The organism is Amycolatopsis sp. NPDC051371 (assembly GCF_040682155.1).
In the GTDB taxonomy this organism is placed as follows: Bacteria; Actinomycetota; Actinomycetes; order Mycobacteriales; family Pseudonocardiaceae; genus Amycolatopsis.
The window spans coordinates 25,468-46,603 of record NZ_JBFBAG010000063.1 but is presented as its reverse complement, the minus strand read 5'-3'; the positions used below and the strand labels follow the sequence as shown (position 1 = coordinate 46,603).

The 21,136-nt window shown below is 73.2% G+C and carries 20 protein-coding genes; 17 read left to right on the top strand and 3 right to left on the bottom strand.

The genetic code is table 11. The annotated features are described in order from the left end of the window. Nucleotides 1-13: 13 nt before the first annotated feature. From AB0M59_RS47155 to AB0M59_RS47105, 11 genes are all read left to right on the top strand, one after another. On the top strand, nucleotides 14-1,867 hold the full coding sequence (locus AB0M59_RS47155) for a dynamin family protein (protein WP_364628800.1): 1,854 nt from the start codon (nucleotides 14-16) through the stop codon (nucleotides 1,865-1,867). Beyond that, nucleotides 1,864-3,339: a dynamin family protein gene (locus AB0M59_RS47150; RefSeq protein WP_364628798.1), complete on the top strand. Its 1,476-nt coding sequence runs from the start codon at nucleotides 1,864-1,866 to the stop codon at nucleotides 3,337-3,339. The genes AB0M59_RS47155 and AB0M59_RS47150 overlap by 4 nt, the downstream gene beginning before the upstream one ends. Then, nucleotides 3,336-4,577: a hypothetical protein gene (locus AB0M59_RS47145; protein ID WP_364628795.1), complete on the top strand. Its 1,242-nt coding sequence runs from the start codon at nucleotides 3,336-3,338 to the stop codon at nucleotides 4,575-4,577. The genes AB0M59_RS47150 and AB0M59_RS47145 overlap by 4 nt, the downstream gene beginning before the upstream one ends. A 1-nt stretch (nucleotide 4,578) precedes the next feature. After that, nucleotides 4,579-6,153, top strand: a complete 1,575-nt coding sequence (locus tag AB0M59_RS47140; protein WP_364628793.1) for an Hsp70 family protein — start codon at nucleotides 4,579-4,581, stop codon at nucleotides 6,151-6,153. Between the two features lie 152 nt (nucleotides 6,154-6,305). Further along, nucleotides 6,306-6,635 carry a divalent-cation tolerance protein CutA gene (gene cutA / locus AB0M59_RS47135; RefSeq protein ID WP_364628790.1) on the top strand — a complete coding sequence of 110 codons (330 nt, stop codon included), beginning with the start codon at nucleotides 6,306-6,308 and terminating at the stop codon, nucleotides 6,633-6,635. Nucleotides 6,636-6,644: 9 nt separating this feature from the next. Then, the gene (locus AB0M59_RS47130) at nucleotides 6,645-7,343 is read left to right on the top strand and encodes an RraA family protein (protein ID WP_364628787.1); all 699 of its coding nucleotides are present in this window, start codon (nucleotides 6,645-6,647) and stop codon (nucleotides 7,341-7,343) included. Nucleotides 7,344-7,409: 66 nt separating this feature from the next. Further along, nucleotides 7,410-7,862 (top strand): DUF6292 family protein, encoded by a 453-nt coding sequence (locus AB0M59_RS47125; RefSeq protein ID WP_364628784.1) that lies wholly within the window; start codon nucleotides 7,410-7,412, stop codon nucleotides 7,860-7,862. Nucleotides 7,863-7,975: 113 nt separating this feature from the next. Then, nucleotides 7,976-8,623, top strand: coding sequence for a response regulator transcription factor (locus tag AB0M59_RS47120; protein WP_364628781.1), 648 nt, complete (start codon nucleotides 7,976-7,978; stop codon nucleotides 8,621-8,623). 72 nt (nucleotides 8,624-8,695) lie between these two features. Beyond that, complete coding sequence (locus tag AB0M59_RS47115) at nucleotides 8,696-9,094, top strand: ATP-binding protein (protein ID WP_364628779.1); 399 nt, start codon at nucleotides 8,696-8,698, stop codon at nucleotides 9,092-9,094. A gap of 41 nt (nucleotides 9,095-9,135) precedes the next feature. Continuing rightward, a complete protein-coding gene (locus AB0M59_RS47110; RefSeq protein ID WP_364628776.1) occupies nucleotides 9,136-10,713 on the top strand; it encodes a PAS domain S-box protein in 1,578 nt (525 codons plus the stop codon). Beyond that, nucleotides 10,710-11,087: a response regulator transcription factor gene (locus AB0M59_RS47105; protein ID WP_364628773.1), complete on the top strand. Its 378-nt coding sequence runs from the start codon at nucleotides 10,710-10,712 to the stop codon at nucleotides 11,085-11,087. Before AB0M59_RS47110 ends, AB0M59_RS47105 begins: the two co-directional genes overlap by 4 nt. A 4-nt stretch (nucleotides 11,088-11,091) precedes the next feature. On the opposite strand, the gene AB0M59_RS47100 is transcribed toward AB0M59_RS47105, so the two are convergent. After that, entirely contained in the window at nucleotides 11,092-11,484 is a 393-nt protein-coding gene (locus AB0M59_RS47100; protein WP_364628770.1) for an STAS domain-containing protein, read from the bottom strand. Nucleotides 11,485-12,145: 661 nt separating this feature from the next. Between AB0M59_RS47100 and AB0M59_RS47095 the strand changes: the two genes are divergently transcribed. Both AB0M59_RS47095 and AB0M59_RS47090 read left to right on the top strand, forming a co-directional pair. Next, a complete protein-coding gene (locus AB0M59_RS47095; RefSeq protein ID WP_364628767.1) occupies nucleotides 12,146-12,454 on the top strand; it encodes a DUF4326 domain-containing protein in 309 nt (102 codons plus the stop codon). 130 nt (nucleotides 12,455-12,584) lie between these two features. After that, nucleotides 12,585-15,077, top strand: coding sequence for a hypothetical protein (locus AB0M59_RS47090; RefSeq protein ID WP_364628764.1), 2,493 nt, complete (start codon nucleotides 12,585-12,587; stop codon nucleotides 15,075-15,077). Here AB0M59_RS47090 and AB0M59_RS47085 read toward each other — a convergent pair. Continuing rightward, nucleotides 15,074-16,519: a phenylacetate--CoA ligase family protein gene (locus AB0M59_RS47085; RefSeq protein ID WP_364628761.1), complete on the bottom strand. Its 1,446-nt coding sequence runs from the start codon at nucleotides 16,517-16,519 to the stop codon at nucleotides 15,074-15,076. The two genes, AB0M59_RS47090 and AB0M59_RS47085, sit on opposite strands and share 4 nt — an antisense overlap. A gap of 28 nt (nucleotides 16,520-16,547) precedes the next feature. On the opposite strand from AB0M59_RS47085, the gene AB0M59_RS47080 reads away from it, so the two are divergent. From AB0M59_RS47080 to AB0M59_RS47070, 3 genes are all read left to right on the top strand, one after another. Next, entirely contained in the window at nucleotides 16,548-17,036 is a 489-nt protein-coding gene (locus tag AB0M59_RS47080; protein ID WP_364628759.1) for a MarR family transcriptional regulator, read from the top strand. 185 nt (nucleotides 17,037-17,221) lie between these two features. Then, nucleotides 17,222-18,487, top strand: a complete 1,266-nt coding sequence (locus AB0M59_RS47075) for a hypothetical protein (protein WP_364628757.1) — start codon at nucleotides 17,222-17,224, stop codon at nucleotides 18,485-18,487. A 105-nt stretch (nucleotides 18,488-18,592) separates the two neighbouring features. Continuing rightward, complete coding sequence (locus AB0M59_RS47070; protein ID WP_364628754.1) at nucleotides 18,593-18,886, top strand: DUF1883 domain-containing protein; 294 nt, start codon at nucleotides 18,593-18,595, stop codon at nucleotides 18,884-18,886. Here the strand turns inward: AB0M59_RS47070 and AB0M59_RS47065 are convergent. Beyond that, entirely contained in the window at nucleotides 18,855-20,453 is a 1,599-nt protein-coding gene (locus AB0M59_RS47065) for an amidohydrolase (protein WP_364628752.1), read from the bottom strand. The two genes, AB0M59_RS47070 and AB0M59_RS47065, sit on opposite strands and share 32 nt — an antisense overlap. A gap of 48 nt (nucleotides 20,454-20,501) precedes the next feature. Between AB0M59_RS47065 and AB0M59_RS47060 the strand changes: the two genes are divergently transcribed. Further along, entirely contained in the window at nucleotides 20,502-21,026 is a 525-nt protein-coding gene (locus tag AB0M59_RS47060) for an MSMEG_6728 family protein (protein ID WP_364628826.1), read from the top strand. Nucleotides 21,027-21,136 lie beyond the last annotated feature (110 nt).

Sequence of the window (21,136 nt, the reverse complement as noted above, 5' to 3'; positions counted from 1 at the left end):
TGAAGGAGCGGTCATGCAGGAGCCGAGCGGCGGGGGGCGCATCGCCCTCGACACCCTCGACCTCGCGGTCAAGGGGGCGAAGGCCTACGGACGGGACGATCTCGTCCAGCGCCTCACCGACGCCCGGCGCCTGCTCTCCGAACCGGACGTCACCGTCTACGTCGTCGGAGAATTCAAGCAGGGCAAGAGTTCTCTCATCAACGCCCTGCTGACCGCGAAGATCTGCCCGGTCGACGACGACATCGCGACCGCGGTGCCGACCGTCGTCCGTTACGCGCCGGAGTCCGGGGCTCTGGCGACCTACGAGCCGGCCGACCCGTCGTCGCCGCCGTGGACCGAGCGGATCTCCCTCGAAGACCTTCCGTCCCACGTGAGCGAAGCCGGCAACCCCGGCAACCTCCGCAAGCTGAAGTCGGTCACCGCGTCGATCAGCCGCCAGCTGCTCTCCGGCGGGCTGGTGCTGGTCGACACGCCGGGCGTCGGCGGTCTCGGCTCGCTGCACAACGCCGTCACCGTCAGCTCGCTGCCGCGGGCGCACGCCGTCCTCTTCCTCTCCGACGCCTCGCAGGAGCTGACCGGCGCCGAACTCCGGTTCCTCCGGACGGTGAAAGAACTCTGCCCGAGCGTCTTCTTCGTCCTCACCAAGATCGACCTCTACCCGCAGTGGCGGCGCATCCTGGAGCTCAACGCCGGCCACCTCGAAGCGTGCGGGATCGCCATCGACACCGTCGCCGTCTCCTCGGAGCTGCGCACCGTCGCGGCACGCTCGGCCGACCAGGAGCTCAACGTCGAATCTGGCTTCCCGCAGCTGGTCAAGCAGCTGCAGGGCGTCGTCGGCGACGCCGAACGGTCCGCGCTCAACGCCGTGGGCCTGCACGTCGGGTCCGCGGTCGGCCAGCTGAACGCGGCTCTGCGCGCCCGCCGCACCGCGCTCGCCCACCCCGAGCAGTCCGCCGACCTCGTCGCGGAGCTCAGCCGGGTCAACGACCGCGTCGACGCGCTGCGCAGCCAGTCCGCGAAGTGGCAGCAGTTGCTCTTCGACGGCTTCGCCGACATTTCGTCCGATGTGGACTACGACCTGCGCGCCCGCTCACGCGGCGTCCTGCACGAGGCCGAAGAGGCCATCGAGGACGGCGATCCCGCCAAGAACTGGGCGGAGTTCGAGAAGTGGCTGCGCCAACGTCTCGCCAACGAGACGCTCGAGAACTACGCGACCTTCATCAAGGAAGCCCGCGGCATCGCGTCCCGCGTCGCCGAGCACTTCGAGCTCGCCGAGTCCCAGGCCGTGCTGCCGCGCGAGGTGCAGGCGCCCGTCCAGGTCGTCGAGGAGATCGACATCGACTCGTCGTTCACCGGGGTCAAGACCCGCGGCACCACCGGGATGGCCGCGTTCCAGAAGGCCTACAGCGGCTTCCTGATGTTCTCCATGCTCACGAAGATGGCCGCGCTGGCCATCCCCACGCCGTTCGGGGTCGCGGCCGGCCTGCTGATGGGCCGCTCCGGCTTCATGGACGAACGCAAGCGGCAGCTGGAAAAGCGCCGCGGCCTGGCCAAGACCGCCGTGCGACGGTTCGTCGACGAGTTCAACCTTCAGGTCGGCAAGGACTCCCGCGACGCGATGCGGATCGTCCAGCGCGAACTGCGCGACGCCTACAGCGCCCGCGTCGAAGAACTGCAGCGGTCCCTGACCGAAGCCCTGGCCAACGCGAAGAAGGCGGTCGTCGAGGACGACGCCGAAGCGGGCGAGCTCAAGCGGCTGGAGGCCGACATCGAAGCCCTCGAAGTGCTCGGCCGCCGCGCCGACGAGCTCACCCTGCGCAGCGCCCCCAAAGCCGCGCCCGCACCCGTCCCGGCGGTGACGCGATGACCCCGCTCTACGTCCAGGTCCGCGGGTTCGTCGCCCGCGCGTGCGCCGGGTACGCCGGCACGCCCGCCGAGCCGCAGCTGCGGCAGATCGCCGGCCGGCTGGCCGAACCGCTGCGCGTCGCCATCGCCGGCCGCGTCAAGGCCGGCAAGTCCACCCTGCTCAACGCGCTCGTCGGCCAGGAGCTGGCGGCGACGGACGCGGGGGAGTGCACCCGGGTCGTCACGTGGTACCGCAACGGCCCGACCTACCGGATCATGCTGCACCCGGTCCGCGGGATGCCGCGCCAGCTGCCGTTCGGCCGGCTGTCCGGCACGCTCGGCCTCGAGCTCGGCATGGCGCCCGGCGACGTCGACCGGCTCGTCGTCGACTGGCCGTCGCCGGCGCTGCGCGTGATGACGCTGATCGACACGCCCGGACTGGGTTCGGCGCGCTCGGAGGTCTCCGGACGCACCGAAGCCGCGCTGGTCCCCGAAGGTGACGGGGTCGGCACCGCGGACGCCGTGGTGTACCTGATGCGCCACGTCCACGGCGACGACGTCCGGTTCCTCGACGCCTTCCACGACGACCCGGCGCAGCGACGCCCGGTGAACACGATCGGCGTGCTGTCGCGGGCCGACGAGGTGGGGCACGCCCGCACCGACGCCCTCGACTCGGCGGCGAAGATCGCCGACCGCTACGCCCGCGACTCCCGCGTCCGGGGGCTCTGCCAGACGGTGGTCCCGGTGGCCGGCCTGCTGGCCAGCTCGGCCGCGTCGCTGAAGGAGTCCGAGTACCGCGCGTTCCGGTTGCTGGCCGCCGCCCCGGAGGGGGCGGTCGCGCGGCTGCTGACGTCGGCCGACCGGCTCGCCCGCGCGGAGTCCGAAGTGGACGTCCCGGTGGCGGAGCGCGCGGACCTGCTGGCCCGTTACGGCCTGTTCGGCGTCCGGCTGGGGGTCGAGCTGACCCGCGGCGGCCTGGTGACCGGCGCGCGGGCGCTGTCGGGCGAGCTGCTGGCCCGCAGCGGCCTGCACCGGCTGCGGTCCCTGCTGACCACCCAGTTCGCCGCACGGGCCGACGTGCTCAAGGCGCGCTCGGCGCTGCAGGCGGTGGAACTGGTGCTGCGCGCCTACCCGGACCGCACCGGCGGGCTGCTGCACGAATGGGAGCGGATCGTCGCGGGGGCGCACGAGTTCGCCGAGATCCAGCTGATCGACTCGATCCGGCTCGGCGTCGTGCTCTTCACCACCGACGAGGCCCGCGACGCGGAACGGCTGCTCGGCGCGGCCGGGGTGGACGTGCCGAGCCGGCTGAACCTGCCGGGGGACGCGGGCCGCGCCGCGGTCCGGCAGGCGCTCGGCGCGCAGCTGCTGAGGTGGCAGCGGCGCGCCGAGCACCCCGCGTCGCCGCGCGACGTCCGTGACGCGGCCCGCGTACTGGTGCGCACCTGCGAAGGAATCCTGCTCAGCGAAGCCCGGGCGGAGGTCTTGTCGTGAACGAACTGCCGAAGAAGATCAAGCGGGCGGCCGCGGCCGTCGCCGGCGCCGTCGCGTCGGAGGTGGCGGGCAACGCGCTCACGCCCGGGTCGCCCGCCGCGTCGGCGCCACCGCCGCAGCCGGAACCGGCCGCCGCGCAGACCCCGCACGACGCCCCCGCCCACGAGTACGTGCCGCAGGTCGAGACCAGCACCGTCACGCGGGGCGAGGACGGCCACGTGGAAGCGCAGACGGGCACGGTCTGGCACCCGGAGACCACCGACGGCCTGCCGCTGAAGGAACTGCCCACCGTCGAGGAGTTCGAGCAGATCGAGGTCCACGAAGACGAGTTCGGCAACTTCGTCATCGACGCGACCGAGCGGTTCGTGGTGCACAACAACGGCCGGGACGAGGTGTACACCGATCACCAGCACCTCGTCGTGCCCGGCGACGGGACGCCGGGCGACACGGACATCGACATCGTCCAGGACGCCGACATCGTCATCCACGAGAACCCGGACGGCACGATCACCGTGGAGCACGACGGTTCGCTGACCTACGAGCTCACCCCGGACGCGCCGGGGCACGGCGACATCGAGGTGTTCCAGGAGGAGACGGTCGTCCTCGACGAAGCCGAGACCGGGCCGCCCGGCATCGAGGTCGGGATCACCGTGGACGAACAGGCCAAGGCCGACGACCCGTTCGGCGAGCCGGCCGGGCCGACCATCCACCAGACCGAGGTGATCGCCGACAAGGGCCGCGGCGCCACGGTGACCGTGCAGGTCACCGCGCCGGCCCCGTCGCTGCCCGGGACGCCGGCCCCGCCGGTCGTGACGTTCAGCCGCCAGCCGTCCACTGCGGACACGCCGGCGCCGCAGCCGGTCGCGGTCGAGACGACGACGCTGGCGGCGTCGAACACGCTCGCCGAGCACCCGGTGGTGAAGCACAGCTTCGCCACCGACCGCGAACCGGCGCACCACGACGCCGGCGAGGTCACGGGCACCCGGCCGCACCCCGCGGAGAAGGAACACCCGTTCGAGCCACCGCGGCACCGCGAGCCGGACCAGGACCACGAGCCGGCGCCGGACCACGAGCCGGCCGCGGGCCACCCGCCGGACGATCCGCCGCCGGAGCCGCACGACCCGCCACCGGTGGAGCCACCCGGCCCGCCGCTGCACGAAGACCACCTCGAGGAACCCGGGCGGGTTCCGGACGAGCACCCGACTTTCGATCACGCGCACACCGGCGGCGGAGGCTGACATGGGCTACGGACTGGGCATCGACCTCGGCACGACCTTCACGGCTGCCGCCGTCGACAGCGCCGGCCACGTCGAGATGGTGTCGCTCGGCGACCGGACGGCGGCCATCCCGTCGGTGGTGCTGCTGCGAGCCGACGGCAGCGTGCTGGTCGGCGACGCCGCCAGCCGGCGCGCGGCCGTCGAGCCGGACCGCGTGGCGCGGGAGTTCAAGCGGCGCCTGGGCGACCCGACGCCGGTGTTGCTCGGCGGCGCGCCGCACTCGGTGGCGTCGCTGATGGCGCACCTGCTCGGGTACGTGGTGCGGACGGTCGCCGGGCAGCAGGGCGGCCGGCCCGACCGGATCACGCTGACGCACCCGGCGAACTGGGGGCCGTACAAGCGGGAGCTGTTCGAGCAGGTGCCGCGGCTGACCGGGATCGACCGCGTCGGCCTGATCACCGAGCCCGAAGCGGCGGCGGCGCACTACGCGTCGCAGGAACGGCTGGAGGACGGCGCCGTCGTCGCGGTGTACGACCTCGGCGGCGGCACGTTCGACGCGACCGTGCTGCGCAAGCGCGGCAACGGCTTCGAGATCCTCGGCAGCCCGGAGGGCATCGAGGGCCTCGGCGGCGTCGACTTCGACGAAGCGGTGTTCGGGCACGTCGACCGGGCGCTCGACGGGAAGCTGTCGCAGATCGACCCGGACGACGCGGGCGCGGTGGCCGCGGTCGTGCGGCTGCGTCAGGAATGCGTGCTGGCGAAGGAAGCCCTGTCGGCCGACACCGAGACGGTCGTCCCGGTGCTGCTGCCGTCGGTGCAGACGGAGGTGCGGCTGACCCGCGGCGAGTTCGAGGAGATGATCCGCCCGTCGATCACCGCGACGATCGGCTCGCTGCACCGGGCCCTGCGCTCGGCGAACCTCCGGCCGGCCGACCTCGGGGCGGTGCTGCTGGTCGGCGGCTCGTCGCGGATCCCGCTGGTGTCCCAGCTGGTCTCGGCCGAGCTGGGCCGCCCGACGGCGGTCGACATCCACCCGAAGTACGGGGTCGCGCTCGGCGCCGCGGCGCTGGCGTCGGGCCGGTCGGGGCTGGTCCAGGCGACGCGCTCGCAGCCGGCGATCCGGCCGGTGCCGCCGCCCCCGCCGCCACCGGTCCCGCGCGTGCCGGCGCCGCGGGAGGAGACGAAGGAGCTGGCGACGCCCGGGTTCGGCGCGGGCGCACCGCCGCCGTCGCTGGGCCGCGCCAAGGCCGAGGCGAGCCCGGGCCGGCGGGCCTCGCGCCGCGGCGTCGTCGTGGGGCTGTGCGCGGTGGCGGTCGTGGCGATCGGCGGGGTGGCGGTCGCGGTGGCCAGCTCGGGCGGAAGCCCTTCAGGCGGGACGCCGCCGGCGACGAGTTCGGCGACCGAGACGCCGACGCTGGTGACGTTGCCGTCTCCGGAGACCCCGGAGACGACCCACGCGACGGTGGCGCCCCCGCACACGAACGCCCCGGCGACGACCCGGCGCAAGACCCCGCCGCGGACGACGACGCCGACGAAGACGACCACACCGACGACGACCACCACGCCGACGACCACGACCACGAAGTCCACGACCTGAGGGCCCTTCGGCGCGAGGGTTCGGCCGCCCGGTGCCAGGCCGTCGGGGGCGGGGGCCGGGTCGGCGCATGCGGTTCGGGGGCCGGCCCGGCCACCGGCACGTCGGCGGTTGTCGCCGAGGGATGGGGGCCTGCCGCCGGTAGCCTCGCGACCATGGCGGCAGAGCACGTGATCGTGACGTCCACGACCGACTCCGAGACGGCGGCCCTGGAGCTGGCCGCGAAGGCGATCGAGGAGCGGCTCGGGGCCTGTGCCCAGATCGTCGGGCCGGTGACCAGCGTCTACCGCTGGGAGGGCGAGGTGCGCACCGACCGCGAGTGGCGCGTCGAGATCAAGACGACCGCGGCCCGGGTGCCCGCGCTGACCGAGCGCATCCGGCAATTGCACGGCTACGACCTGCCCGAGGTGATCGCGACGCCGATCGAAGGCGGCAGCGCGGACTACCTGGCCTGGGTGACCACCGAAACCGGCAACGGTGGTTAGCTTCGGGGCATGGATCTCGGAACGCGCTTCGAAACCCTCACCACCGCCCACCTCGCCGACGCGTGCATCCGCGCCGGCCTGCCGGTGCGCTGCGCCCCGGCGCCGACGCGCGCGGTGGTGCCCGGCACCCGCCTGCTCGGGCCGGCGGTCCCGGCCCGGCACGTCGGCAGCGTCGACGTCTTCCTGGAGGCCTTCGAGCAGGCCGGCCCCGGCGGCGTGCTGGTCGTCGACAACGGCGGCCGGCTCGACGAGAGCTGTGTAGGCGACCTCGTCGTCCTCGAAGCGCGCGCGGCCGGGCTCGCCGGGGTCGTGATCTGGGGCCTGCACCGCGACACCGCCGACATCCGCGCGATCGGTCTCCCGGTGTTCAGCCTCGGCTCGATCCCCACCGGCCCGCTCAGCCTGGGCCCGCGCGTCGACGGCGGGCTCGCCGAAGCGATCGTCGGCCCCTGGCGGATCGGCCCGTCGGACCTCGTCGCCGGCGACGACGACGGCGTCGTCTTCCTCCCGCTGGACCGCGCGGACGAACTGTTCACCCTCGCCGAAGGCATCCGCGACACCGAACGCCGCCAAGCCGAGCGGATCCGGGCCGGCGAGCCGCTGCGCGAGCAGGTCCGCTTCGCCGAGTTCCTCGCCGCGCGCGAAGCCGACCCGGGCCTGACGTTCCGCGCGCACCTGCGAGCCGTCGGCGGCGCGATCGAGGAGTAACTCGAAAGTGTGATCATTCACCGAAGGGGGTATCCGAGGATCTGCGGCGGCGTGGGAGGCGGAACCATGAACACCCTCATCGACTTCGGCAGAGACATCGAATATCACTTCACCCGTGGCCTGCGGGCCTACCTCGGCCGGGTCGCCCGCGCCGTCGGCGTCGGGTTCGAATCGTGTTCGCTCGACCTCGACGTGCCCACCTCCGGCTACGTCGCCCTCGACCGCGAGCTCCCGGACCGGCCCGGCCACGACCTGGCGCTGATCTGGGACGAGGTGCACGGCTGGTCGGCGGTGGTCGAGCCCACCGGCGGCGACGGGCCGGAGGTGCTCGCCTACCTGGGCGGGACCGAAGTCGTGCCGCCACCGCAGGCGGTCGCGCGGTTCGTCGAACTGCTGCCGGCCACCGGCTCGACCCGCCCGCCGGTGTTCCGGGCGCCCGGCCGGCACGAGGATCTCGTGGACCGGCTGCCGGTCACCGGGCCCGAGGGACTGCTGCGGGCGAGCTCGCCGGCGTGGTGACGAGCCACGGGCACCCAGGCGGTGCCGGGTGAGTCCCCTCGAAGACCGCGAGCGTGCCCTGCCGGACAGTGCCTAGGATGGACCGGCAGCGATCCGTCCAGCGAGGGAAGTCCGTGAGCAGCGCCGATGAACCCAGTCCCGTCCGCGTCCTCCTGGTGGAGGACCACGACATGGTGGCGGAGGCGCTGCAGCTGGCCCTCGACCGCGCCGACGGGATCACGGTGGTCGGCCGCGCCCGGTCGCGCACGGAAGCCGTCGCCGACGCGCGCGAGCACGAACCGGACGTCGTGGTGCTGGACCGGCGCCTCGCCGACGGCGACGCCCTCGGTGTCATCGCCGAGCTCGGCGAGAGTGGCGCGCGCGTGCTGGTGCTGACCGGTGACGCGACGCCGTCAGTCGCCGCGCAGGTCGCGAAGGCGGGTGGGTCCGGGCTCCTGCTCAAGTCGTCGCAGCTCGGCGTGCTGGAGTCCGCGGTCCGCGACGTCGCCGCGGGCGGCGTGGTGTTCGACCCGGAGCTGCTGCCCGAGATCTTCGACCGGCTCTCCGGCCGGCTGCCCGCGCGCGGCGCCGAGCTGACGGCGCGGGAGCGCGAGACCCTCGACCTGCTCGCCGAAGGCGCCACCACCGAGGAGATCGGGGAACGGCTCGGCGTCTCCCGCAACACCACGCGCAACCACGTGCAGCGGGTCCTGGAGAAGCTGGGCGCGCGGTCGAAGCTCGAAGCGGTCGCCGTGGCCCGCCGGGAGGGCCTGATCGCCTGATGCACCTGCATCAGCCAGGCCGTCGCGGTTTGCATCTCGTCCGGCGGGGGTCCGCCCGGCAGGCTTGACGCCGTGGACATCCCGGCGCCGCTCGTCGCCGAATGCGGCCTGACCGATCCGGCGGGTGGCCTGGCCGTCGTGCGCCGGTTCGCCCGCCTCACCCTGACCGCCTGGGGTTGTGGCATCGCCGTCGACGACGCCCTGCTGATCGTCACCGAGCTCGCGACCAACGCCCTGCAGCACGGCGCCGGGCGGCCGACCCTCCGGCTGAGCGTCGGGGCCGGCCACGTCCGCATCGAGGTCTTCGACGACGACCCGGCGCCGCCCGTGCAGCGGACGCCCGGCGCCGACGGCGGCTGGGGCCTGGCCCTGGTCGAGCGCCTGTCCCTGGCCTGGGGAACCGCGAGCCACGGCCTGGGAAAGGTGGTCTGGTGCGCGCTGTCGGCACCGTCGGCCGAACTCGCCGGCTGACGCGCCGTGCCGGCCGGGCGTCCATCCGGCACAGTTGCCGCATGGACGACGAGCTTCGGCCGGGCGAGGACCACGCGATCGTGGAGCTGGACGCGCGCGGACGCGTTTCGAACTGGAGCGCGGAGGCCGAGCGGATCACCGGCCGGCCCGCGCGGGACGTCGTCGGGCGGCGGCTTTCGGTGCTCCACCCGGCGGAGGACGTGGCGGGGGACATCCGGCTGCTCGTGCAGAGCGTGCAGGACTACGCGATCTTCCTGCTCGATCCGCAGGGGCACATTTCGAGCTGGAACGGCGGTGCGGAGCGGATCAAGGGCTGGTCGGCGGACGAGATCATCGGTCAGCACTTCTCGGTGTTGTACCCGCTCGAGGACGTGGCGGCGGGTAAGCCGGCGCGGGAGCTGGAGATCGCCGTCGAGCAGGGGCGGCTGGAGGACGAGGGGTGGCGGGTCCGCAAGGACGGCACTCGGTTCTGGGCGAACGTGGTCATCACGGCGTTGTTCGACGAGCAGCGCCGGCTCCGGGGTTTCGGGAAGGTCACGCGCGACATGACCGAGCGCCGCAACGCCGTCGAGGCGTTGCGCGAGAGCGAAGAGCGGTTCCGGCTGGTGGTGCAGAGCGTCCAGGACTACGGGATCTTCATGCTGGATCAGGGCGGGCACATTTCGAGCTGGAACACCGGCGCGGAACGCATCAAGGGCTGGTCGGCGGAGGAGGCCATCGGGCGGCATTTCTCGATGTTCTACCCGCCGGAGGACGTGGCGGCGGGTAAGCCGGCGCGTGAGCTGGAGATCGCCGTCGAGCAGGGGCGGCTGGAGGACGAGGGGTGGCGGGTCCGCAAGGACGGGTCGCGGTTCTGGGCGAACGTGGTGATCACGGCGTTGTTCGACGAGCGGCACCGGCTGCAGGGTTTCGGGAAGGTCACCCGGGACATGACCGAACGCCGCAACGCCGAGCAGGCCCTGCGGGAACGCCGCCGGCTCGTCGGTCACCTGGTCGACGCCCAGGAGGTGGAGCGGCGCCGGATCGCCTGGGACGTCCACGACGAGTCCATCCAGTCCATGGTCGCCGTCGGCATGCGCCTGCAACTGCTCGCCTCCCGGCTGCCGGAGCCGCACGCCGCAGCTGTCACGGGGCTCGACGAGGCGGTGCAGGCCGCCATCGGGCGGCTGCGGGGCCTGGTGTCCCGGCTGCGGCCGCCGGAGCTCGACCGGCACGGCCTGGTGGATGCCGTCTCCACCTACGTCGACGAGGTCGCCGGCCGCTGGGGCCTGGCGCACTCGCTGCGGGACGAGCTCACCGCCGAGCCGTCGCCCGCCGCCGCGATCACCGTGTACCGGATCTGCCAGGAGGCGATCAGCAACGTCCACAAGCACGCCCGCGCCACCCGGATCGACCTCCATTTGTCCACAGTGGACAACGGGACACTCGTGCGGATCACCGACGACGGCGTCGGCACGGCCGGGGACGAGGCCGGCGTGGGCCACTTCGGCCTGGTCGAGATGCACGAACGGGCCGAAGCGGCGCACGGCTGGCTGTCGGTGACGAGCGCGCCCGGCCGCGGCACGACGATCGAGTTCTGGCTGCCGATGCTGCCCGACGCGGCGGGACTCGAACCGTGAGCGAGGTGCGGGTGCTGATCTCCGACGACGACGAGATGATCCGCACCATCCTCAAGGAGGTCCTCGACGAGGAGCCGGACATCGCCGTCGTCGCGGTCGCCGGCGACGCCGACGAGGCGATCCGGCTCGCCGAGCACCACCGGCCCGCGGTCGCGGTCCTCGACGTCCGGATGCCGGGCGGCGGGGGAGCCCGGGCGGCGCGCGAGATCGCCCGGTGCAGCCCGGACACCGCGATCCTGGCCTTCTCGGCTTACGCCGACCGGGTGTCGATGGCCGGGCTCGCCGCGGCCGGCGTCACCGAGTACCTGGTGAAGGGCGTGCCGAACACGAAGATCGTCGAGGCCGTCCGCCGGCTGGGGCGGCCGCCGGCGTGAGCGGTCAGCCGACCGCCCGGGGGCTCATCACCCCGTAGAAGTCCATCGGCAGCAACGTGAACAGCCGCTTCACCGCCCGTGACCGGCCGGGGTCCACCGTCAGTCGCGCCCCGGCGGCGTCGGCGAGGAGCTGGGCGCGCAGCAGCGAGTTCAGCCCGGCGACGGAGAAGAACGTGACGCCGTCGAGGTCGATGCCGACCTCGCCGACCGGGCCGCGGATGCGCGACCGCAGGACTTCGTCGAGCCTGCGCGCGGTGCTCAGGTCGACCTCGCCGGCCACCCGGACGAGCAGGGTGCGCGGGGTGGGGCGCGAGACGCGCAGGGACAGGTGACCACCGACGTCGATCCGGCTGGTGGTGGTGAGCTCGTGGTCGGCCGAGCGAGGTTCAGGAACCATCGCGGGCACACCCTTTCGTCGGGCAGCGGGGGCGGGCCGGACGTGCGGGTCGGAGTGGTGCCGGTCAAGGCAGACTGCCGTCCCGGACGCGGAACGTCCGGCGGCGGCTGACGGCTCAACCGTGAGCTCTCAGCATAGTGCATATGCACTAGGCGGGCCACCGGGGTCATTCCGCCGGGTGCGGGGGCGGGCCGGACCGCGACCGCTTCACCCGCGCAACGAGGCCACCGGCTTCCCCGTGCGATCGACTCCAGCGACAGGTTCGTCGTGCGCAGCAGGTGTGCCGCCTGCAGATCGGCTCCGCCAGGCGCGCCCGGACCCAGCTTGCGAACGGCGCGACCATCGGGTCGTGCCCGGCCGGCGCGCTCGCGATCGTGTACGCCGACCGCGACGGGCGCTCGTCCACGACCAGGTACTGCGCCGCGCGAGCGCGAGCGCCAGGTCCACGTGCCCGAACGCCGCGCCGGCGGTGGCCACCCCGGCCGAACCGACCACCATCCGCGTCTGGTCGAGCTCGACGGCCGGGTAGCGCGCCCGGAACATGCTGGCCGCGCCGCCGGACATCCGCGAGACCGACCTGCTGGCGGTCAAGCTGCCTCGACCTCTCGCCTGGCGGCCCCGCGCCGGGGCCGCCAGGCTGGGCGGCGAGGAAGGAGCACGCATGCCCACCACCGTCGTCAACCTGAAGGGCCACCGCGACGACCCGGACTACGCCGACGTCGTCTACGTCGGGCGGGCCATGCACCGGGGCGGCTGGCACCTCGCGGGGTCGAAGCTGGCGAGCCCGTTCCGGCCCGGCCCGGACGGCACCCGCGAGGACGTCGTCACGAAGTACCGCGAGCACCTGCTGTCCCGGCCGGACCTGCTCGCCCTTCTGCCCGGGCTGCGCGGGAAGCGGCTCGGGTGCTGGTGCGTCCCGGAGCTGTGCCACGCCCAGGTGATCGCCGAGATCGCGGATCACGGGCCGTAACGAATCGCACCCCCTCCGCGAGTAACCTGGCGACACGAGGGGGTGATCGACGGTGCCCGCGCGACGTCACGGCGGCTTCGATCAGGCTGAACTTCCAGCGGCTCACCGGATCAGGTGGTGGCTCGCGGCGGTGACGGCCGGGCTCGTCGCGGCCGGCTTCGCCGTCGTGCCCTACCTGCCGTTCTTCCAGAGCTGGACGTTCGTCCGCGACCCGAAGGTCGCGAGCGTCATCACCTGGACGGTGCTGCAGACGTCCACCGTGATCATCTCCGCGGTGCTCACCCTGTACTTCGTGGGCCGGGCCCGCCTCGAGGCCGCCGCCTTCCGCGCCAACCAGATCGACATCCGCCTCTTCGCCGACGAGCGCCCCGACGACAGCCACGACCGCGAAATCGACTCCGCCGTCGAGCTGACCGCCGCGTTCAAGCGCATCCTCAACGACTCCCGGCTCTACACCCCGACCCCGGTGCCGGGAGCCGGAAGCTCCTACGACTTCATCCAGATCGTCGAGCACGCCGGCGACTCCGCGGAAGGCTGGTGGAAGGCCGCCACCAAGCTGGTCCGGCTCGTCCAGCCGCCCGCGGCGTTCACCGTCACCGGCACGGTCCGGCCCGGCAACACCGCCGGCCGCTACCAGCTCATCCTGGAGCTGGTCCGCGTCCCGCGGTTCGCCGCGAGCCCGCTGGTGATCGAGGACGAGAACTGGCCGCGCGTGCTGCACCGCGCGGCCAACGCGGTCGCCGCGCTGGTCATCCCGCGCAGCGCCTACGTCCGCACGAACATCCACTGGGCCGCCTGGCGGGGCGCGAAGATCCCGTACGAGCTGTTCGACGCCTACCAGCGCGCCAACCACTTCATCATCCACCGCCGCTACGACGAAGCGCTCGCCGAGTACTACCGCGCGGTGAGCCTCGACCCGTCGAACGTCTACATCAGACTCGAGATCGCCGCCCTGCAGGAGCAGCTCGACCTGCACCTCGACGCGCTCGCCACGTACGACGACGTGATCACCGTCTGCAGCCGGGGTCACCCGAAGCTGGCGCGGTGGTGGATCGGCCCGGACTTCGCGCGCCAGCCGCGCCACGCGGGCCGCGGGCGCGCCGTCGCGCTGCTGATCGCCCGCTACCGGCACGCGCTCGTCCTCGGCCACGGCGACTCCGTGGCCGGCTCGTGGTGGGTCCGGCGCACGACGGCGGGCGTGCCCGGCGACGCGCGGGCGCTGCGCCGCGCCGAGCTGAGAGTGGCGCTGGAGCTGCGCTTCCGCCGGTACGTCGACCTCGACGTGCGGGTGCGGCCGGACGCGATCCCGCCGGAGAAGCGGCTCGAACTGCATCGCCGCGTGCTGAAGGTCCCGGTCGACGAGCTGGTCGTCCACGACGCGACGCCGGAGCAGCTGGCCGAGTACAACCAGCGGGCCGCGGAGATGCGCTCGTACTTCTGCGCCCTGTCGCAGTACGAGATCGAACGGCTCGTCGCGGACTACCGCCGGTTCCGGCGGCGCTGGCGCGGCACCTGGCAGCAGCTGACGAACCGCGCGCTCGACCTGTCGCTGATCTGGACGGTGGTGCGGCGCGCGATGGCCGACGTCGAGCCGGTGACCGGCGCGGTCCCGGTGCCCCGGCCCGCCTACCCGGGCAGCCGCGTGCGGCTGGCCGACGTCTGCCCGGACCGCCACTGGCCGCCGGACCCGAAAGCGCTCGACGACACCGTCGAAGCCGCGGGGTCCCGCAAGTCGTGGGAGGAGTGCTACAACGCGGCAAGCGTGTACGCCATCGCGATGCTCGAAGTCGGCCCGCGCGGCGAACGCGACCTCCGCGACCGCGCCCGCAACCCGCGTCTCGTGGGTGAAGCGCGCGACGAGGTGGCTCGCCGCGCGGTCCGCGAGCTTTACCACGCCGCGACGATCAGCCACAGCGGCCGGCTGCCCGAGCGCCGGTCGTGGGTGATGGGGGAGGACCCCGACCTCGTCGCGCTGCGCGGGCACGAGCTGTTCCGGGTCTTCGAGATGGTCACGTTCTCCCCGGACCGCGCCGCGCCGCTGCGGCCGCAGCGCGCCCACGTCTGGGAACAGGTCAGCTACGTCCGGCAGCTCGTCGGGGAGATCGCCGCCTGCCGCGCCCACTTCTGGCGCGCCCGGGCCCTCGACGCCGGAGGACCCCCGGACGGCCGGACGCTCGACCGCTGGCGCGCGGCCGACCGCGACGCCTGGCGCAAGCTGACCGAGCTGGCGACCGGCAAACAGGACTGGTACACGCGCTACCAGGCGATCTGCGCGTTCCGCGCGTGGGCGGCCGACTCCGGCTACCCGGGGTCGATCACGGGATTCCCGCTGTACTGCGAAGAACGGCTGCACGCCCAGCTGCGCGGCGCCGCCGGCCGGCGCGTGAAGACGGGCTTGGACGTGAACATCGTCGTCCGCGAGTACGTCCGCCAGTGCGACCAGCGCCTCGACCGGCTGGCCGCCGACATCGCCGAGCTCGAGCACTCCCTGGTGGCGAAAGACGGCTTCGCGGCCCGCGCGGAACTGTGGACGGCGCTGTCCTCGTGGTTCGACGACGACATCGCCGACGGCTCGTCGGCCGACGAGCGGCGCGACCGGTTCCGGAAGCTGGCCCGGAGCTAGGACGGGCGCGTGTAGCGGTGCTTCACCCCGACCGGGAAGTACTCCGGGTCGCCGACCGGGCGCAGGACGACGTCCGGCAGCTGCCGCTCGGCGGGGACGTAGTGCGCGAACTCGCTGTTGAGTCGCCGCAGCTGGTCGCGCACGGCCGTCGCGAGGCGGGCGGCGTCGGCGGTCGCACCCGGCGCCGTCTCGACCGTGATCCGCAGCCGGCGGTCGCGGTCCGCGTCCTCGACGGACTCGATGACGAACTTCCCCGTCACCGTGTCGCTGATGCCGGGCTGCTCCAGGCCGACGGTGACGTTCTCCGGGTAGACGTTCGCGCCGAAGAACGAGACCGTGAACAACGACCGGCCGAACACGTACACGAACGGCAGCTCCGGCCCGGGCGGCGGCGTGAAACCGTGGCGGGCGCAGAAGTCCAGCAGCTCCGCGTGCGGCAGCAGCCCGCCGTCGTCGGCGATGTGGTAGCGGATCAGCGGGATGCCGCCGTCGCCGGTGAAGACGAGCGTGCCCTCGTGCTCCTCGAAGAAGCGGCTCGCCGGGTCGTACTGCACGAGCGTCGGGAGGCGCGCGTCGCCGAAGACCTCGCGGGCCAGGTCCGGGTGGTCGGCGAAGAATCGGCGGATACCCGCCGACAGCGGGGTTTCGGTGCCGAGGACGCCCGCGTCGGCCGTGCCGTACAGCGACGCGATGTCCCGGACCGGGTCGGCGATCCCGGCCCGCTGGGCGACGAGCTCGCGCCACTGCTCGCTGAAGACTTCACCCGCCAGCACGAGCTTGATCGCGTACGCGGGCCAGTCGACACCCTCGGCGAGGCCGGTGTCGACGACGTCCTTGACGAATGGCGGGTAGCCCAGCAGCACCACCTGCTCGAAGTGCGGCGCGAGCTCGGGGAGCACGCGCAGGATCTCCGCCTTGTTGTTGCCCGGCGCCACGACGGTGATCGGGCAGCCCTTGGCCGCGAGGTGGCGCACGCACGCCGTGGTGAACAGCCCGCCCACCCAGGTGCCGAGCGGGAAGCAGACGACGGCGAGCGTGCCGCGCCGGTCGGCCTGGAAGGCGTCCACCAGGACGGTTTCGAACCGGCGCGCGACGTGCAGCTCGTCCTCGAGCGCGCGCGGCCAGATCGTCGGCCGTCCGCTGGACCCGGACGAGACGGCGATCATGTCGTTCCCGGCGAACGTGCCGCCGCGGCACAGCTCGGGCAGCGGGTACTTCCGGTGGTAGCCCGCCTTGTCGAGCAGCGGCAGCTTCCGGAAGTCGGCCATGGTCGTGACGGTTTGGGCGTCGATCCCGTGCTCGTCAAGGAACTTCCGGTACGCGGGCACGGTCTCCGCGGTGCGGCGAAAGAGGTCAAGGACGTGGTCTGCTTCCGGTGCCTCGGGCGGGCCGAAAAAGGTGTCGAACGCCTGCCGCACGCGGGTCTGCCGACCGAGGTCCATGATCGGAGCATAGTCGCGGGCGCGTGTCATGATGAGCGGCGTGAGCACCTCCGCGGAGCAGCAGCCCGCTAGCCCGCCGCTGACCCTCTACCTGGTCAAACGGCTCGAGCTGGTGATCAGGGCGCTGCTCGACGACGCGCTGCGGCCGCTCGGGCTCACGACGTTGCAGTACACCGCGCTGACGGTGCTCGAAGCCAGCGGCGCGCTGTCGTCGGCGCAGCTGGCGCGGCGGTCGTTCCTGCGCCCGCAGACGATGCACGAGATGGTGCTGGCGCTGGAGAAGCGCGGCCTGATCGCGCGGGCCCCCAAGCCGGACAACCGGCGCGTCCTGCTGGCCGGCCTGACCGAAACGGGGCACCGGCTGCTGGCCGACTGCGCACCGGCCGTGGCGGAGGTGGAGGACGCGCTGCTGGCCGACCTGAGCCCGGGCCAGCGCGCGACGTTCCGCGAGGGGCTCCAGCACGGCGTCCTGGCGCTGGGCGCGTTGTCCTCGCAGCGACGGGCTCAGGAAGCCTGATCCGGGGCGTGGCCTGCGACTGGTGGATCGGTCTCGGCCAACTGGCGGGTGCATGCAGGCATGCTGACCCGAAAGAACTAGGCCGGTCGAGTGGTAGCGGCAGGTGGCGCGTAGCGGGCGTGTGGGAACGGGCGTTGGAGGGTAAGTCCCAGACCCGCATCTCACATTCCGGAGGTTCGCCGACCGTGGCCAGGGCTCGCGACAAGGGTGGCGCGACGACCGCCGCCCGGCGCTTGCTGCTCGTGGCCGGAGCGGTCGCCGGCTTTTGGCTGGTGTCGTGGTTGGTGTCAGGCCACGCCCAGGCCGAGACGCGTGAGGTGAACCCGCTCGGCGAGGTGGTGGCCGGAGTTGTCGGCGGGCCGCCGCCGGGTGGGATGACCCGGGCGCTGGAGGACGGGGCCGGCGCTGGGGTGGCCGGGTTGGTGACTCCGGTGCCTGGTGTCGAGCCGGTGTCGCAGGCGGTGCGGGCGGTTGTGCCGGTGTCGCAGGTGGCGCGCGCGGCTGGGCCGGCGGTTGAGCAGGATTCGCGCACAGTGCGGTCCACGGCCCCGGCGGTTGAGCCGGTCTCGCACGCAGCGCGGTCCACTTCGCGTGCCGTTGAACCTCTGGTGGGTTCGGTTGCGTCGATAGTCGAGCCGGTGTCGCAAGTCGTGCGTACGGCTGCCCCGGTGGTTGAGCCGGTGTCGCAAGTCGTGCGTGCGGCTGCGCCGGTAGTGGAGCCGGTGTCGCAGGTCGTGCGCGCTGCCGTCCCGGTAGTCGAGCCGGTGTCGCAACTCGCGCGCGCTGCCGCCCCGGTGCTCGAGCCGGTTTCGCAGGTCGTGCGGGCCGCCGCGCCGATCCTCGAGCCGGTCAAGCAAGTCGTCCGGATCCTGGCTCCCGTACTCGATCCGGTGCTGAGCGGCGCCGTCTTGCCCGTGGCCGGTGCCGTGGTGAACCCCGTCGCCGATGTCCTGGCTCCGGTGACCAAGCCCGTCGGCGACACCCTGACCCCCGTGGTCCAGCCGATCGTCGCGCCGGCCGGCGAAGGCGTCGAGACGCCCGCTGCGGACCCGACCGGTAAACGGCCGGCCCGCCACGCGAAAGTCGCTTCGCCACAAGAGGAAACCACCCCGGTCACCCACCAACTCGCCAGCCAGCTGACCGCACCGGACCTGGCGTACACCTGTCCGGCCACCGAGCCCGCCGCCGCAGAGCCGCGGCCCGCACACTCGAGGCCGTCGGGGCACTCCACTCACCACGCCACCAAACCGCAGCCGGCCCACAGCCCGGGGAAGACCCCGGCGCCGCGGTCGCCGGCCCCGGAAGATGCCGCCTGCGGGGCCGCCCCCACCATCCCGCCGGCTTTCCTGACCGCCGGCCACGGTCCTCGCGCCACTCGCGCGTTCACGCCGTCGCACGGGGACTTCGTCCCGCTCTGGCGGGCCTGCGAACCGGGCACCAGCCCCGGCTGACCTCGCCTCGAACTTCCTCCCGTCGCGTTCCGCGGCGCGATCCGCGCTGCCCGCGACCGCCAGAAGCACCACCCACGCGTGAATAGGGGCGAAATGGAAGCGAACGTGTTCGATCTCGGAAAGCTGCGAAGAGACGCGGTGGTCACCATCCGCCTGGAGGCGATGGCCAACGTCAGACTCCTGACGGAGGTCAACTTCCAGGCCTACCGGCGCCGGCAGTATTACCGGATGCACGGCGGGGTGGCCACCGCACCGATGTTCAAGATCCACATCCCGGCCAACGCGCACTGGTTCCTGGTGCTCGACGTCGAGGGGCTGGACAACCTGCCCCTGCGCCCGCGGGTGAACGTCGAGCCGGAGCCGGCCGTCATGGCTCGTGGACGCACCGGCCCCCGGTGAACGTCATCGCGACCTTCGCGGCCCCGATCTCCCGCTCGGGGCCCGCGAAGGGGTCGCGGTCGAGCACCACGAGGTCGGCGCGGTGGCCGGGCCGGATCGCGCCCGTGTCGTCGAGGTGGTTGACGTAGGCCGAGCCCGCCGTGTACGCGGCGATCGCCGCGGCCAGGTCGATTCGTTGCCCGGGTAGGAACGCGGGCACGTCCTCGCCGTACGGGATCCGGTTCACCGCCACGTGGATGCCCTGCAGCGGGTCGGGGCTGCTCACCGGCCAGTCGCTCCCGGCGGCCAGGGTGGCCCCGGACCGCAGCAGGGCGCCGAACGGGTACTGCCGCGACGCCCGTTCGTCACCGAGGAAGGGGATGGTCAGTTCGTCCATTTGCGGTTCGTGCACGGCCCACAGCGGCTGGATCGTCGCGGTCGCGCCGAGCTGCCGGAACCGCGGGACGTCGTCGGGGTGCACCACCTGCAGGTGTGCGAGGTGGTGCCGGTGGCCGGTCGCGCCGTTGGCGGCGCGGGCGGCTTCGACGGCGTCGAGCGCGTCCCGCACCGCGCGGTCGCCGAGCGCGTGGAAGTGCACCTGGAAACCGTGCGCGTCGAGAAGGGTGACGTACTCGCGCAGAGCCACCGGGTCGACGAAGCTCAGTCCACTGTGGTCGGTGCACCGGTAGGGGCTGAGCAGCGCCGCGGTGTGGTTCTCGGCGACGCCGTCCAGCATGATCTTGACGGTGCCGGCGCGAAACCCGCTGTCGCGCAACGACTCCCGGCGATCCATGAGGTCCGGGAGCTGGTCGGCGCCGCGGGTGCGGTCCCACCAGAGCGCGCCGGTGACCCGGGCGCTCAACAGGCCCCGTTCCGCCGCGGTGGCGTACGCGCTCGACGGGTCGGGCATGCCGCCGTACTCGCCGAGCAGCGGGTCCTGCCAGGCGGTGACGCCGAGCGAGTGCAGCAGCCGTTGCGCCCGCAGCAGGCCGGCGAGCTCGTCGGTCCCGGTGACCGGCGGCAGCAGCCGCGTGACGAGGTCCACCGCGCCTTCCTGGAGGACGCCGGTCGCGCCGTCGGCGTCGCGCTCGATCCGGCCGTCGGGTGGGTCGGGCGTGTCCGCGGTGATCCCGGCGCGGGCGAGCGCGGCGCTGTTCAGCCAGGCGCCGTGGTGGTCGCGGTTGACCAGAACGACCGGTCTTTCCGGCACGACGGCGTCGAGCAGCCGGCGGTGGGGGAGACCGCCCGCGAAGGTGTCGAGCGACCAGCCGCTGCCGGTGAGCCATTCGAGCCGCGGGTTCGCCCTGGCGTACGCGGCGACTGCGTCGAGACAGCTCACGACGGTGCCGGCACTGGTGAGGTCGCAACGGCCGAGCTCGATGCCGCCGCCGACGGCGTGCACGTGCGCGTCCTGGAAGCCGGGCAACAGCAGCCGGCCGTGGAGGTCGACGACGTCGGTGCGCGGGCCGATCAGGGGTCCCGGATCGTCGCCGACGGCGACGATCCGATCGCCGCGGACAGCCGCGAACCCGGCCCGGCCGCCGGGGGTGAGCACGGGGCCGCGGGTGAAGACGAGGTCGGCGTGCATTCACCGATCTTCCCGCATCGGCGGGCGCCGGTGGGGTACCCGGCCGGGATGCAGACGTTCCTGCCTTGCGCCGACTTCACCGCCAGTGCCCGCACGCTCGACCGCCGCCGGCTCGGCAAGCAGCGCGTGGAGACGCTCCAGGTGCTGCGCGCGCTGGTCGTGCCGGACTACGGCTGGCGCCACCACCCGGCGGCGAAGATGTGGACGGGGTACGAGGAGGCGCTGACCCGCTACGGCCTCGAGGTCTGCGCGGTGTGGTGCGCGCTGGGCGCGGCGGACACGTGCGCGGTGAAGCTGGGTGACGAGTACACGCGGGCGACCGGCGCGGGTGCCGATGAGCCGGCGGGCACCGGCGACCCGGGGTCGCCGGACGGCGCGGCGGTGCGCACGCAGGCCGAGCTGGCGGCCACCGGCGACCTCCCGCCCTGGCTGGGCGACGAGGCCCTCCACCGCAGCCACCAGTCGGCGCTGGTGCGGAAGGATCCCGACCACTACGCCGCGCAGTTCCCGGACGTGCCGCCGGATTTGCCGTACGTCTGGCCGCCGTCGGACCGCCCGCGCCGAACCGTCTGACGCCCGCACCGGCTCCGCAAAAGTCTTGAATGAGTCATTCAGGACCTCCGGTGCCCTGAATGACTCATTCAAGACACAGCCGACCGGAGACCCGGCCGAGCCGCTGGAAA

Excerpts from the sequence above, each read along its gene's own strand:
- AB0M59_RS47100 (WP_364628770.1), bottom strand. The coding sequence starts at position 11,484 with ATGGTTCCTGAACCTCGCTCGGCCGACCACGAGCTCACCACCACCAGC.
- AB0M59_RS47060 (WP_364628826.1), top strand. The coding sequence starts at position 20,502 with ATGCAGACGTTCCTGCCTTGCGCCGACTTCACCGCCAGTGCCCGCACG.
- AB0M59_RS47140 (WP_364628793.1), top strand. The coding sequence starts at position 4,579 with ATGGGCTACGGACTGGGCATCGACCTCGGCACGACCTTCACGGCTGCC.
- cutA (WP_364628790.1), top strand. The coding sequence starts at position 6,306 with ATGGCGGCAGAGCACGTGATCGTGACGTCCACGACCGACTCCGAGACG.
- AB0M59_RS47150 (WP_364628798.1), top strand. The coding sequence starts at position 1,864 with ATGACCCCGCTCTACGTCCAGGTCCGCGGGTTCGTCGCCCGCGCGTGC.
- AB0M59_RS47080 (WP_364628759.1), top strand. The coding sequence starts at position 16,548 with ATGATGAGCGGCGTGAGCACCTCCGCGGAGCAGCAGCCCGCTAGCCCG.
- AB0M59_RS47130 (WP_364628787.1), top strand. The coding sequence starts at position 6,645 with ATGGATCTCGGAACGCGCTTCGAAACCCTCACCACCGCCCACCTCGCC.
- AB0M59_RS47065 (WP_364628752.1), bottom strand. The coding sequence starts at position 20,453 with ATGCACGCCGACCTCGTCTTCACCCGCGGCCCCGTGCTCACCCCCGGC.
- AB0M59_RS47110 (WP_364628776.1), top strand. The coding sequence starts at position 9,136 with ATGGACGACGAGCTTCGGCCGGGCGAGGACCACGCGATCGTGGAGCTG.
- AB0M59_RS47085 (WP_364628761.1), bottom strand. The coding sequence starts at position 16,519 with ATGGACCTCGGTCGGCAGACCCGCGTGCGGCAGGCGTTCGACACCTTT.
- AB0M59_RS47155 (WP_364628800.1), top strand. The coding sequence starts at position 14 with ATGCAGGAGCCGAGCGGCGGGGGGCGCATCGCCCTCGACACCCTCGAC.
- AB0M59_RS47125 (WP_364628784.1), top strand. The coding sequence starts at position 7,410 with ATGAACACCCTCATCGACTTCGGCAGAGACATCGAATATCACTTCACC.
- AB0M59_RS47095 (WP_364628767.1), top strand. The coding sequence starts at position 12,146 with ATGCCCACCACCGTCGTCAACCTGAAGGGCCACCGCGACGACCCGGAC.